Annotated in this window: 6 protein-coding genes and 1 pseudogene; all 7 read left to right on the top strand. The window is 29.6% G+C overall.

The genetic code is table 11. The features are described 5' to 3' along the window. The first annotated feature begins 86 nt into the window (after positions 1-86). Complete coding sequence (locus ACZYT4_RS06785; RefSeq protein ID WP_463783867.1) at positions 87-1730, top strand: Hsp70 family protein; 1644 nt, start codon at positions 87-89, stop codon at positions 1728-1730. Between the two features lie 271 nt (positions 1731-2001). Then, entirely contained in the window at positions 2002-4959 is a 2958-nt protein-coding gene (locus ACZYT4_RS06780) for a tetratricopeptide repeat protein (protein WP_463783865.1), read from the top strand. Between the two features lie 304 nt (positions 4960-5263). Next, positions 5264-6262 carry a tetratricopeptide repeat protein gene (locus tag ACZYT4_RS06775; protein WP_463783863.1) on the top strand — a complete coding sequence of 333 codons (999 nt, stop codon included), beginning with the start codon at positions 5264-5266 and terminating at the stop codon, positions 6260-6262. A 172-nt stretch (positions 6263-6434) separates the two neighbouring features. Next, a pseudogene (locus ACZYT4_RS06770) lies at positions 6435-6563 on the top strand (hypothetical protein); the annotation flags it as partial. 213 nt (positions 6564-6776) lie between these two features. Next, positions 6777-8918 carry a hypothetical protein gene (locus ACZYT4_RS06765; RefSeq protein ID WP_463783860.1) on the top strand — a complete coding sequence of 714 codons (2142 nt, stop codon included), beginning with the start codon at positions 6777-6779 and terminating at the stop codon, positions 8916-8918. After that, entirely contained in the window at positions 8918-9505 is a 588-nt protein-coding gene (locus tag ACZYT4_RS06760; RefSeq protein WP_463783856.1) for a hypothetical protein, read from the top strand. Before ACZYT4_RS06765 ends, ACZYT4_RS06760 begins: the two co-directional genes overlap by 1 nt. A gap of 444 nt (positions 9506-9949) precedes the next feature. Continuing rightward, positions 9950-15805, top strand: coding sequence for a lamin tail domain-containing protein (locus tag ACZYT4_RS06755; RefSeq protein ID WP_463783853.1), 5856 nt, complete (start codon positions 9950-9952; stop codon positions 15803-15805). Positions 15806-15901 lie beyond the last annotated feature (96 nt).

Here is a 15901-nt window from a genome sequence, read left to right as displayed (position 1 = left end):
GCTTTTATAAAGTTGGATATCACAATCATATAACCAACTCAAAAAATAAGATTGTATAAAATATGAATAAAAAGGAGTAAAAGATTATGGCAAAAGGTATTGATTTAGGAACATCAAATAGTTGTATTGCGACATTGGATGTCAACGGAAATCCGAAGATTATTGAAAATCTAAATGATGCAAGTGATACACTTGCTTCAGCAATTTATTTTGAAGGACCAGATGCTGATCCGATTGTTGGAAATTGTGCCAAAGAATATGTAGAAACTGATGGAGCAAATGTTGTTCAATTCTTCAAAAGAGAAATTGGAAAAGAAGATCAATTTCCACCTCACACTATTTTTTCAAAAGAATATACACCTTTAGATCTTTCGGCTATTGTTTTGAAAAGACTTAAAGAAATGGCTGAGGAACAAGGTGAAGAAGTGAATGATGTTGTGATTACATGTCCTGCATATTTTGGACCAAAAGAAAGAGAAATCACTAAGAAAGCAGGAGAGATAGCAGGATTAAATGTATTAGATTTAATTAACGAGCCTACGGCTGCAGCTCTTAGTTATTGTGCCAGAGAGTTTCAAGAAGAAAAAACGATTCTTGTATATGACTTAGGTGGAGGTACATTTGATGTCACAATTATGAAAATGTTCATGGATACAAATGAAAATGGTGATGATATTCAAAGAGTGAAGATTATTGCAACAGGTGGAGATGATTTACTTGGAGGTAAAGATTGGGATGATAGACTCTATAAGAAGATTCGTAATAAAGTTGCTCAAGAAAATGGTTTAGGTGAATCTGAGCTAGATGTAGATACACGTCAAACAATTTATTCAAAAGTTGAGACGACAAAACATAAATTATCTCATGTTCCATCCGCTACAGTCAAAGTTAGTGTAGATGGTCAAATGACAAAAGTTGATATAACGAGAGAAGAATTTGAGGATTTGACGAAAGATCTCGTTGATAAGACTATGACTTATGTTGATGAAACTTTGAAAAATGCTTCACAAAAAACAGGTGAATCTATTCATATTGACACAGTTTTACTTGTAGGTGGATCAACATTTATGCCAATGATTTATGAAGCAGTGAAATCAAGATTTGGAGATATCGTAAGAAGAGAAAATCCTAATAAAGCAGTTGCTTATGGTGCAGCTATCTACTCAAATATGCTAGTTGATATTATCGAAGAAGAGGAAGATAATATTCATAAAGACAATAATTCTTTTGTTCCTTCTTATAGAAAATTTGTTATTGAAGATGTAGCCTCTAGAAGTTTTGGGCCGGGTATCTTATATAATAATGATAAGGATTATCTTATTGATAACTTATATAAAGAAGGAACTCCTTTGGATAAAGTGGTTAAAAGAACTTACTATACTGTAAGTGATTATCAAACATCCATTCTATTTAGAGTCTTTGAAAATCTTTCTCAAGAAGATAGATGTGTTCCATGTTTGACTGAACAAGGAGATCCTCAAGAAACTGATCCTAAATATGCAGTCAAATACTTAGGAGAACTTGAATTACCATTAAGTGGTCATACTAAAAGAGGTGCACCAATTGATGTAGAATTTACTGTCAAAAACATAGGAATTGTCATTAAGGCAACGGATCCTGATACTGGTAATTCTAAAGAAGTCACTATCCGTTATGAAGGTGGTTTAACTGAAGAAGAATTTGAACAAAAGAAAGAAGAAATGAAAAGAGTCACACCTGTTTCTAGATAATGAGATTTCTTCACTATACATATTTTGTTTTTAATACAAGATAATATAAAAGAACGTTATCAACATACAATGAGTATGAAAACGTTCTTTTATTTCAAATTCATGATAAAATAAAAATATGTTTGAAAATGGAAGGAAATCAGCAGATATTTAACTTATATATATTGAATAAAATACAAAAAATGAATTGTATAATGTATGAATTATTTTACTTTGATGAAATAGATTTGATATATAGTATAATAATATAGTAGATAGTAGGTGAAATATGATGTTTATTTATTATTGCATAAAATTAATACTCGTTGTAAGAAAAGGTAAGCAGCTTACAAAAAAGAAGAGATATTTAGAGGAAAATGGACTTTATAAAGATTTTTACAATCATATTAAAAATAAGTTTGATGAAAGTAATTTTCTTATTAGACAATCTATGTTTAATATAGGCGTATCTTATTATCAATTGTCATCTTATAAAGAAGCACTCAAGTATTTCATAAAGGTTTATGAAATAAATAAACAAGTATTAAATAAAGATAATAATGAAATCTTTAGAGATTTATCCCATATTGAAAGAACTTATGGTAAGATAGAAAATTATGATAAACAATTAGAATATCAAAAAAAATGCTATGAATTTAGAAAAAAGAAATTCGGAGAAACGCACCCTGAAACTCTGAAAAGTCTAAGTAAAGTTGCATCCCTCTATGGAAATATAGGAAATTATACAAAACAGCTGGAATATAATAAAAGATGCTATGAACTAAGAAAAAAAGTATTAGGAGAAGAACATCCAGATACATTGACAAGTCTTGGTAATCTTGCATTAAGTTATGGAAATACAGGAAATTATGAACAACAGCTAGGATACAATAAAAGATGCTATGAGCTGAGAAAAAAAGTATCAGGAGAAGAACATCCAGATACATTGACAAGTCTTAATAATCTTGCATTAAGTTATGGAAATACAGGGAACTATGAACAACAGCTAGGATACAATAAAAGATGCTATGAGCTGAGAAAAAAAGTATTAGGAGAAGAACATCCTGATATATTGACAAGTCTTAGTAATCTGGCCGCAAGTTATGGTGAGATAGGGGACTATGAAAAAGCACTTGAATATAATAAAAGATGCTATGAACTAAGCAAGAAAGTATTTGGAGAAAAACATCCAAATACATTAACAAGCTTAAGTAATCTTGCATCTAGTTATGGAGATGTTGGAAATTATGAACAACAGCTGGAATATAATAAAAGATGCTATGAGCTGAGGAAAAAAGTGTTAGGAGAAGAACATCCATATACATTAATAAGCTTAGGTAATCTTGCTTTATGTTATGGTAATATAGAAGAATATGAAAAACAGTTAGAATATAATAAAAGATGTTATGAATTAAGAAAAAAGAAGCTGGGGGAAACGCATCCTAATACTCTGACAAGTCTTAATAATCTTGCATTAAGTTATAATAATATGGGAGACTATGAAAAAGATCTTGAATATAATAAAAAATGTTACGAACTTATCAAAAATAAATTAGGGAAAGAACACCCCAATACTCTAACAAGTCTAAGCAATCTTGCATTAAGTTATGGAAATACAGGGAACTATGACAAACAACTTGAATACAATAAAAGATGCTATGAGCTGAGAAAAAAGAAATTTGGGGAAGAACATCCTGATACGTTGGTAAGTTTAAGTAATATATTATTCTCGTATTTATATAATGAAAAATATGATGAGTATGAAATATATTATAAAAAGTATATTAATCTTCAAAATAGGAATATATTTAATTTATTTTCTGTTATTCAGAAGGGGGATTATAAGAAATATTTGAGTGGATTTGTACAATTAACTAAAGATTATACGAATTATTATTTTATGCATAAAAATGATAGAAATGATTATCATTATATTGTTGCATATAAGAATATTCTACAGGATATTGAAATCATGGAATATAAGCTTCGTAAGATACCAGAATACATTCAAAAAACGAACTATATAAATGAATTAGATAAAAAGATAAGTGAGGAAATAGATCCAAGAATCATCGTTAATCTACAATCTCAAAGAGAGACAGCCAATAATGAATTGAAAAAGATTACTGAACAGTACCAAAATCAATTGCTTCTTGATGTTGATTATCAGATGATTATAGATAGATTGGATGATAGTAATTTACTATTGGACTATTATCAATTAAATAATCAGTATGGTTTAGTTATTATCGGTAAGGATGTATTTGAAAGTATTGTTGTTGATGATTATGGATTGGATTATATAATCAAATATTTAGACAATATAGATCATATCTATATATGTCCTGATGGAGAATTATATAATGTCTCTTTTGAAAGATTGATAGACAAGAAAATCAGCTATCTTTCTTCACCTAAAGCATTGTTCATGGATAATGATACAAGTAATAATGAAGATATTGTTTCATTTGTATCTCCAGATTTTAGTGATACCTTGGATGATGATGGTAATGATACAAGAGGAGGAAAAAAGAGTCAATTATTAGGAAGCCTTGTAGAAGGTCATTATATTGATCGTATCTTTTCAAATGTGAAAACTTATAGTGGAAAGAAAGCCAGTGCAACTCATTTCATGGAAGTTGAAAGTCCATCGATATTGCATGTTTCCACTCATGGAGATTATCTAGAAGATAAGAAGAATATCATGGAAAAAGGTATTTTATGTCTAGCAGGATATAATCTGAATAATAAAAAAGTGGAATATGGTAAAGGCTATGTATCGGCTAACGATATCCAATATATGAATCTTAAAAATACAGATCTTGTTGTGTTGTCAGCCTGCAATACAGCAAAAGGCGAAGTATTGCCAGGAGAAGGAGTCTATGGACTCAGACGTGCATTCGAACTTGCAGGCGCAAAGACATTGCTTATTACAGTAGAAGAAATTAATGATCATAATGCAGCTATCTTCATGAAGAACTTCTATCAAAGATATCATGAAAGTAGAAATGCGTATCAGTCATTTCTAGAAACCAAGACATATCTTCAAAATAATCAAAATGCTTTAAAAGAACTAGAAGAATATGTCAATGAATTTCCAGAGGACATGAAAAGAAAATATACAAATACATATCAATACCAGATCAAGGGTTATCTGGAATTATGCAAAGAAAAGGGATATCTACTTAGAGGAGAAGATCAAAAGGAAGATTTTAATGGATTTATCATACAAGGAAGGATCTCAAGGTGAGATTCTTTTTGCACAAAATGGGATATTTTGAATACGCCTCTCTTAATGAGTGAAGATAGAAAGATATCTTCATAAATAAGAGTAGTTTATATTTCTGCCATAAAAATTCTATATAACTCTGCATCTCTTTTGTCTCTGATATATAAATCATCAATGAAACTACTCTTATTTAATTATTATTAAAAATGAATTGGAGAGTGTGTATTATAAAAATATAGTTCACATATTCTTTTACATGTCATAGTGACACATACTTGTGTTTATCAATAGTTATTTTAAATATTATGAAAGGATGGGAAATCAGATGGGAAATCATATGAAGTGGAAAGAAGAGTATGAATTAGGTGAAAAATTATTCGATAATAGAAAGTATAAGGAAGCACTTGATCTGTTTCAAAATATCTATGAGTCTTTTATAAAGAATGATAATGACGAAGAACATTCTTTAATACTTCTCAATAAAATAGCCAGTTGTTATAAAGTGTTAGGAAATTATAAAGAAGAATTAAAATGGAATAATGAATGTTATCAAATAAACAAAAGAGTATTGGGAGAAGAACATCCAGATACTCTTACATGTCTAAGCAATCTAGCTATAAATTATGGATATTTGGGTTATCATAGTAAAGAGCTTGAATACAATAAAAAATGCTATGAACTTAGAAAAAAGAGACTTGGTGAAGATCATGTTGATACATTAGAGAGTTTAAGTAATTTAGCTTTTAGTTATGGAATGGTAAAAAACTATAAAAAGCAGTTGGAATGCAATGAAAAATGTTATGAACTTAGAAAAAAGGTATTAGGAGAAGAACACCCAGACACATTAACAAGTTTAAATAATGTTGCTTATAGTTATGGGAATATAGGAAACTATAGAAAGCAGTTAGAATACAATGAGAAATGTTATGAGCTTAGAAAAAAGGTATTAGGTGAAGAGCATCCAGACATATTAACTAGCCTAGGCAATCTGGCAAGGACTTATTGTAATTTAGATGACTATGAAAAAGCCAATGAACTCTATGAACAATGTTATGAACTGAGTAAAAAGGTATTAGGAGAGGAACATCCAGATACCATAGTAACTCTTAGTGATCTCGCATATACTTATGGAAATATTGGAAATTATGATAAAGAGATTGAGTGTCATGAAAAATGTTATGAACTAGAAAAAAAGGTTTTAGGAGAAGAAGATTTGGATACGCTAACAACATTAGAATGTCTTGCATCATGCTATGAAAAAGTAGGAAACTATGAAAAAGCAGATGAATATTATGAAAAATATTATGACATCATGAAAAATTAAATTGATTGATATGAAAGTACGTATAAAAATGGATGTAATAGGAGATAGAAGATGATGACTGTACATGTATGAATAAAAAATACTGATATAAGATGAAAAGCAGTAGCTTCTATTGTTATGGATGAGGGATTTGCCATTCGTGATATAAAAGTTATAGGCGGGAGAAGATAAAACATTTATTGTGATATCATCTCGTCAAAAAAACGATGAAGAGTTTGCAGATGTATGTCATCTCATTAATAAAGAATGTAGAAAGGCTTTAGTGAATATTATTATCTCTTATATTGATAAAGCTTTGTGAAAGTGATGATAGTATGTCTTTATTAAAACAAAAGGCAGGTGATTTTATTTGCATTTCTCTTATATAGTGGAAAGACATAGTGGATTATAATTTGGTATGATAAAATGATTCACTAATATTAAAATTATTCTTTTTTCATAGACCGTGTGATAAAATATAGGTATTTAATAGGGAGGTGTAGGACAATTATAATACTTATATTTGTCTAGGATTATGAGTAAAACTATTAATAAAAAAAACTTATTTGTTGATTCAATATTTGATATAAAAAAATTTTTGACTTCAAATGAAGATATAGATGAAGTTATATTAGATTTAAATGATTTAGAAGATGATATAAAAACTACGGTTCATTATTTTGATGAAGTATTAGATGAAACAGAAAATGCTTTGTCTATAGATGTTCTTGCGCAAAAAGAATTCTTTGAAAAATTTATTCGATTACTTTATTTAAGAAATGAATTGTCTCCAGATATTGTATACTTAGGTGCTAAAGAACGTGAGGAACTTGTAACACAAGGTCATTATTTTTCAATAGCACAGCCATTTTTTAATAAATTAAAACAAGAACATCAATTTAATAAACCATTAAATGATGATGGCTGTATCTTTATACAAAGAAGAACAACATTAAATATGGAAAGAAAAGATCCAAGAGATAATCATATTCTTTATAAGTGTATTTTACCTCAATTAATGTATACATATACTGATCATAGTCAACCAACACCTGAAAATATAACTTTTCAAGATTATTTGAATCAAATTAATTTGAAATGTGTGAAAGATTCATTAAGAGAAGAATTTGATCAAATGATTACATTTTCTAATGATAGACATGCTAAATATTATTCATTATATAAAATACAAGCAACAAATACATTTAGTGCATCATTATATAATGAAATAGTAGGTATTATTCAAAAAGAAAATGATTACAGTTCTCCAATTTTGAATAGTCGTACAACAGGGTATCTTGTTTTTAGACCATATTCTCATGGAAATATTTCTTTATCTGCAAAGCAAAAATATGAATATTTTTATTTGATATTTGAATGTTTGTATAGAATTTTAGATAGAAAAGTCAATGTACAATATAAAAGAATAATAACTAATCGAAACTCTTATATCCCCTTTCCAGAGAATCTTGTTGAAGATATTGTAACAAAGTTTGGATATGATTTACCTTTAGATTATAGTGTAAGACATTTTTCAAATGTGAAGGAAAAAAGTATTGAAAGATTTAATAGTTTCTTTAATGAATATGTTGATAGTGCTACATATAATAGAGTGGGAAAAGAAATAAAAAAAGATCAAGCGTTGAAAGGATCAGATAATGTTGATGATGGAAACGGAAAAATAAATAATGATTATGATGCTATTGATTTAAGAAGGTCCACGGGCAAAAAAGATTTATCTAATCCAAAAGTAAGATACAAAGAAGAAACAATTAGTCGCTGGAATTTCACAGATAAATATACACAGATACTATGTGAAATGACTTGTGATTTTAGAACTAGTCATTCTTCTATTAGTGATATTATCACAAAATCAATACTTTCAAAGATAAATCAAGAAAAAGAAAAACGACAAGAACAAGATTTACCAGAACTCACTGTTCAAGAATTAAAAGAACTTTTAAATGAAGTATTAAAAGAAAATATATTTGAAGATAGAAATATGGATAAATCATTAGAAAATAGTTATTTAAAAACATTTAGAGAAACAAATAGTAGAATCATAAACATAGCTAATCAACAACAATTAGAATATATAACATCGTTACAGTATTATTATATATTTGTATTATTAAGAGATTTCTATGAAGAGTTGAAGTCTGAAGAATACAAAAATATGTCTACCAAAGATAAAATACATACATTAAAAGGACAATTATTTCATTTAGGATATGTTTTTTATTGTATTGATATTTACGATATATCAAAGGGAGTACCAGACAAAAAATTAAAAATAACACAACAGGATTTTAAAGAATATATGTTCCCCAAAAATTGCTCAATAGAAGTTATTTTAGATTTTTTTCATGATACGTTAGGTTCATTGGATAGTTACTATATAACTTTATTAGAAAAAAATATATGCATAAATGAATTATTTGATAAAAATCAAAAAGAAATATTTTATGAATATATATACGATCTTTCTGAACAATTGGCTAAATATATTAATCAAAAAGAATTTTATAAAGTCGGTTTTGGAAATAATGCAAAAGCTCCTAATAATTATCGAAATTTTATATCACATGTTTATCATGTTGAAAATATCTATTTTACACTTTTAAACAGAGAAGAAATTTTTGAACTTATAAAAATAATAGATTGGAGAGTTAAATAATGAATGATACACTTACATTAAGAGATATTGATGATTATGTTGAAGCATTATTAGCCTTTCTTCCTACACAAAGTCAAATACAAATGATAGAAGACTATTCTTCTATTATAGAAAATAATCCACAATATCAAAGAATTGTAAGAAGAAAGTTAAGAATTGCAAGATCACATAATGTTTTTGACAATGTCAATATAGAAGAATTACAATCAGAAAGCAAATCAAAATTTATATCTATCATGGACATTATAGAAAGAACATTAGAAGATTATAAAATTCATGTTAAAAATCAATTAGAAACAACATTTACTATTTCTAGAAAAGTATCTTTTGCATTAACTAGAGGTGATAGTGTTGATGAAAAACATGTGACTGTAGGTTATGATCCTGAAAGGCTTACTTTTATATTAACAGTGGATTCTAAAATGGCTGAATTATATGAGTTTGTACTTATTATAGATGGTAAGGAGGTTAAACCATCTCATATTGATTATGAAAGTGACACTTATATAAGTTTTGAAAACATAGAGCAAGATCAAAAGTTTGAAATAGAGATACGGGAAAAAACTATTCAACAAGATAATGGATAAAATCTCTAGATTGAAAAGGGTATAAATTCTGTGATGATAAAACCAATATGACAAAGAAAGATTTTAAAAATATACTAAAGTATTAAAATTACTGATAATTTATCATAGAATATAGATTAAGATATTGAACATATTAGTACAGCATATAAAAAATATGTCTAGGATATATAAGAATAAATTTGGAATAATAATTGGATAATTAATATTATGAGAATAGGTCTATATTCAAAAAGATTATAAAGAAACTTTAAAGTTATCACATTGTATTAATGAAGAAAGTGTAACGAAATAAACAAAAATGCAAGTTATTTGGAAGCTACAAAAATGAATGATTTGTTTTCAATATGTAGATGTCATTAAAAACTATTAATGTATTTTTTACTTGGCATTAACACTCTTTAGCATTTGCTTTGTTATAATCCATTTATAAATGGAGGAAACAAAATGGGAAAAAAGACTAAAAAATTAATTGGTAGTAGTATGAGTGTTCTTATTGTGGCATCATCAATGAATTTGAATGCATTATCAGTTGTTCATGCGACAGACACACTTACGAAGAATACTTCAAAAATTATAAGTCCAGTAATGATTAGTGAGATTGTAGCTGATACACATCAATCTGATATGGAAACTGCATCAGGTACAGATGCGTTTGAATATATTGAGCTCTACAATACCACGAATCAGACTTTAGATATGGATAATTATCTTATTCAAAATGTCAATGGAAGTACGAATACTTTATGGGAAATCCCTGAAGGTACAACAATTGCAGCGGGAGAGACACTAGTTGTATGGGTATGTAATAGTGAAAGTGCATCACTTGATGAAAGTCAATTTCGCTCTTACTATAACATTACTGATGAATCAGTAAATATTGTGAAAACAAATGAATCGGTGAATGGTTTTAGTAATTCTGGAGAACGTTCAATGGAAATCATTGTCAAGGATACTAAGCAAGTCATCAACTCTATTACTTATAATGATGGAGATGCAAAGGCTCAAACAAAAAAAGGAATTACATTTCAATATCAGGATGGTCGTATTCAGGAATTGACACTTGGGTATGATGGTGATCCAACGCCTGGATCATTAGCTGATGAACAAACATTAGATGATCATTATATTGTTAGTAAGGATGAAGATGCAACAGTGAGTCTTTTAGTTAATGATACATTTAACCCAAATGCATCATATGTTGTGAAAGCATCTACAGACTTAACTTCTGTTATCTTAGAGGCAAAAGCTTTTATCAATAGTAAGTCATATAATATGACTTATGATAATGGTGAATTTTTTGTATCTATTCCTGCATCGGATTTAAGTGATTTAGAATCTTTTGAATTATCAGTTGAATTAACTGATGGAGTTAATCAATTAAAATCTAATAAGACGATTACAGTTGAGACAGCAGATTCAGTGAAATATCAATCACCATTATTATTGACTGAGTTTGTACCTAATACTGTCAATGTGAGTGGTTCTGATGCATTTGAATATTTTGAAGTTTATAATGCTAGTAATCAGACTATTGATCTGAAAGATTATCATTTTATTTATATTAATGGAACTAAAGAAACTGAATGGATATTAGAAGATGATATTCAATTAGAATCAAAGAAGTCTTTAACTGTATGGATTCAAAATGAAGAAGTTATCAATGCTCATTATACAGTAGACAACTTTAATGAAAATTATGGCACAACATTAGAAAAAGGAAAAAATCTGACAACTGTACAATGTGATGGTTTATCAAATTCTGGATCACGTGCAATGAAGATTACTTCACAGACAGGTTTAGAATTAAATCATATAGAATATAAGGCACAAAACAGTTCTAATGGAAAAATAGATGAAAATGAATCTATTTATGTTACGTATGAAGGCTCTGAAGGAGTTGTTCATTATGATGGAGAACAGACTGTAGGTATTGTTTCTAATCAGATTTTTGGTGAATATAAACGTCCTGATGTGATAGAGAGTCCTACTGTATCAATTGATGCACCATCAGTGATTTCAAACCTTCAAGATTATGAAATGACTCTTCATACAAATCTAGAAAAAGTTTTCACTGCAACAGCAGATATTTATAGTGGTGAAACGCTCATTGATACAATTCATTTTACATATAACAATAATATTTTAGAAGGAACAATTGCATATGATACTGTTAAGGATTATGACAACATAACTTATAAGGTTACAATCAGCGATGGTGTCAATAAAGCAACTTATACTTCATCTTCAATTCCAGTTCAAAATGGTGAGGTAGATACAACAAATGCACCAGCATTAACAATTACTGAGGTTATTCCAGATACTTCTAATGTAGGTGGTGCAGACGCGTATGAGTTTATTGAAATCTATAATAATTCTAATAAGGATATTAATTTAAAAGATTATAAGCTCTATTATAATTATCCAGATAGTGGTAGTGATAGTATTTGGTGGGAAACAAATGAAGATAAGATTTTAAAATCTGGAGATACCCTTGTTTTCTGGATTAAAAATGGTGCAAATGATGATTTAACAAAAGATAATTTTAATGAAAAATGGGGAACAAATCTTTCTGATGACCAATTGATTGAAATTTCATGCGGCGGTATGTCTAATAGTGGAGCTAGAGGAGTAAAAATAGCGACAAATGTTAAAGATGTGGTTGATTATGTGACCTATAATATGGATGGAACTGATAATACAACAGCTGACAAGTCTATTGTTTACCAAAATCAATATATTAATGGACAATTCCAGTCTGTATTAGTGAGTGATAATAGAACTCCTACACCGGGAAGAGTTGATAGTGGTATGAAACCACAGTATTCTCCAATATTGCCTGATACAGTAAGTCAGCCAGTTTTAGATGATCGTACAGCATCAACTTTTAATACAGATGGAGATTTTGCATTTGAAATTAAAGCAACTTCACAAGAGACAACTATTAAAACTGTATCATTATATATAAAAGATAATAAGTCAACGGAATATACTCAATATAATCTTTTAAGAAATAATGGGGATGTTTTCAATTATACTCTAGCAAGTGTTGACTTAATTGGTAAATCTTCTTATGAATATTATTTTGTAGTCAGTGATGGATATCAAATAGTAACGACTGATGCTAAAACTGTAAGCAATGAAGAAGGAACTCTTGAGGGGGATCGTTTTAATATTGCTGATCAAACAGTGATATCACAAAATCAGCAAATTATTGGAACGGGAGAAAACCTTATTCTTGATGGTAAAGATATTACAGATGAAGCCAAAAAATCTATCAGTAACTCAGCAAAAATTGCTTTTGATGCTTCACAGACAGATGTTTTCTTTAAAAATGCCGTCGCTATAGGTGACGATTCAATAGGAGTCTTTAATGAAGGAACTTACGAATCATGGATGACATATAGTTATGATGTAGATGCAAAATATTTTGATTATGATAAAAAACAGGTAACGATTGCATTCCATGCAGGAAATAAAGCGAATGTTTTAGAACATAATATTGAAAATAATGATGATTTTGTTTTAAAGAATATTCGTCTTATTTTACCCGATGGAACATCTTTGAGAGGAAGATATACGGGTGTTAAAGGTCTTGGAGCAGTTGAACATACTGCAGATAATTGGCATCCAGACCAACCAGAAACATTGGATAGTTATTCTCCACAAACTGAAATTCAAATGGGAGATGGCACAAGTAAAATAGAAATTCTTTACGTAACATTTGATATTCCTGAAGCATCATTTGATTCATTACGTTATGATCTTGATACAACAAAGTTATCAGATGGAGTTCATACACTTCAAACTGGCCAATCATCTATACAGCTTGTAGTAGATAATACGGCTCCTGAAATTACGACAAATATGGAAGATCATGCCCAATATAGAAAACATACAATTGAAGCCAATGCCAAAGATGCTATAAGTAAAAATGTTTCTTTATTAGCAACTTTGGATGATCAAGCAATTGACTTACCTTATGCATTTGATACAAAGACATTAGATGCAGGGGAACATGTTTTATCTTTAACTGCTACAGATGAAGTAGGAAATGTAGCGACAAAAACAATGACATTTACTGTTCCTGAAGAAAATGCTACTGTTAGTGAAATAACACCAGGTGATGGATCTGTCATTCATGGTGATCCAACATTATCGCTCCAAGTGACTGATCCAACAAATGATATTATGAATGTTGTATTTAAAAAGGGTCAGAAATATACTTTGAATGATGAAAATATCAAGGTTTCTCAAGGTGTAAGTCAAACTTCTGGTACTAATGAACAGACTTTTGAAACAAATTCTGCCAATGGTTTCCCATATCAGCAGTTTGATATCAAGGTTGATTCTTCATTTACAAATAAAGATTCAATAAAAGTCCATTGGGAAGGCGAAAGTAATAATGCCAAAACATTTATGTATATTTATAATCACACAACTCAAAAGTGGGATTTACAAGATGCTCAAAAGATTTATGACGGTAACCAAATTGAATTAACAGCTTCTATCGCGTTAAATGATTATCTTAAAGATTCATCAGTAAGAGTCATGATACAAAATGGAGAAGGGTATACGCCACCTCAATATGAAGCACAAACAACACGTATTACGACTTCTAATGAAAATGATACTCCTCGCGAAGATTATGATTTTACATTTGTTGTAGAAAGTGATACTCAATATTATAATGAGGATTATGATGGTAATCCTGAGCAGGATGTTGATGGTTTATATCAATATCAGTTAGATATTCATGAATGGGTTCTAGCAAATAGAGAACGTATGAATATCCAGTATATGTTCCATGATGGAGATATTATTGATGATGAACATCTTGAACCTGAATGGGAAAATGCCGACAAAGCTTATAAAATGCTCGATGAAGCAGGAATGCCTTATGGTGTATTAGCTGGTAACCATGATGTTGGTCATTTAAGTGGTGATTATACAAGTTTTTCTCAGTATTTTGGTGAAGCAAGATATAATCAGAACCCTTGGTATGGTCAAAGTTATAAAGATAATCGAGGACACTATGACTTAATTAGTGTTGGTGGTATTGACTTTATTATGATTTACATGGGATGGGGTGTTGGTGATGAAGAAATCCAATGGATGAATGATATTTTAGCACAATACCCTGAACGTAAGGCTATTTTGAACTTCCATGAATACTTACTTGCTAGTGGAGGCTTGGGTGAAGAACCTCAACGTATCCACGATGAGGTCGTTGCTGTGAATCCAAATGTCTGCATGGTATTATCAGGTCATTATCATAATGCTCAGACCAGAGTAGAAAGTTTTGATGATAACCATGATGGTGTTGATGATCGTACTGTTTATCAGATGTTATTTGATTATCAAGGATTAAAAGCAGGTGGTATGGGATACATCCGTTTAATGCATTTTGATTTAGAAGGTGAAAAAATTATTATTCGTACATACTCACCTTCATTAGATGATTATAATGCTAAAGATGAGACAGATATTGGTGATGTTGCAAATATTAACGGAGAAGAAACTTTTAATATTTCTTTTTCAGAATTAGGAATTGAATCAAAGACAAAAAGTCTTGAAACTTCATCTTTGGATATAGACGTTTATGGAAGTGAAGTATTAGGTGAAGTTAAAAATGTGGGAAGTGGTCAAACAGCACAATTGACATTAAATAATCTGGCTAATCAAACTTTAGGATGGTATGCAGAAATTACTGATGAAAATGGTGGATTGGCAAGAACGGATGTGCAGTATATTACAGTGAATAAAGAAGAAAAGGCACCAACAATTATTTTACCAACAGATAATACACTCACTGTTGGAGAAGAATTTGATCCAATGAAAGATGTTAGTGCAATGGATTATACAGGAAAAGATATTACATCCCAAATTCAGGTTGCAGGTCAAGTGAATACATCAAAACCTGGAACTTACGAATTAACTTATACTGTATATGATGAATATGGTTATTCTACTCAGGCAAAGAGAGTGATTACTGTAAAAGTATCTTCTTCTCAAAATCACCCTTCGCTTCCTGGTGAAAATAAGCCAACGCAAAATCCTAATCAGAACATCCCACAACAAAGCCAGAACCAATCTCAACAAAATCAGAACATTTCACAACAAATTCAAAGCCAAGTCCAACAAAATCAAAATGATATTCAACAGGTGCAATCGGCTATCCAACCACAAACCTCAGATCTTTATGGAAACTTTGCTGGATACTTATTTGTTGCAATTATAACATTGATTGGTATTGCTCATTTGATATTAAAAAATAAAATGAAAGACTTTTTTCAAAAATAATCATAGGAGTAAATCTTATTCCTAAGAAATGACGAGTTATGAAGGTGGATACTTTAAAATGGAGTATCCACCATTTTGTTGATAGGTATAAGTATA

It is taken from the genome of Massilimicrobiota sp. mt181, from assembly GCF_055420065.1.
This window is presented reverse-complemented; position numbering and strand designations above follow the sequence as displayed.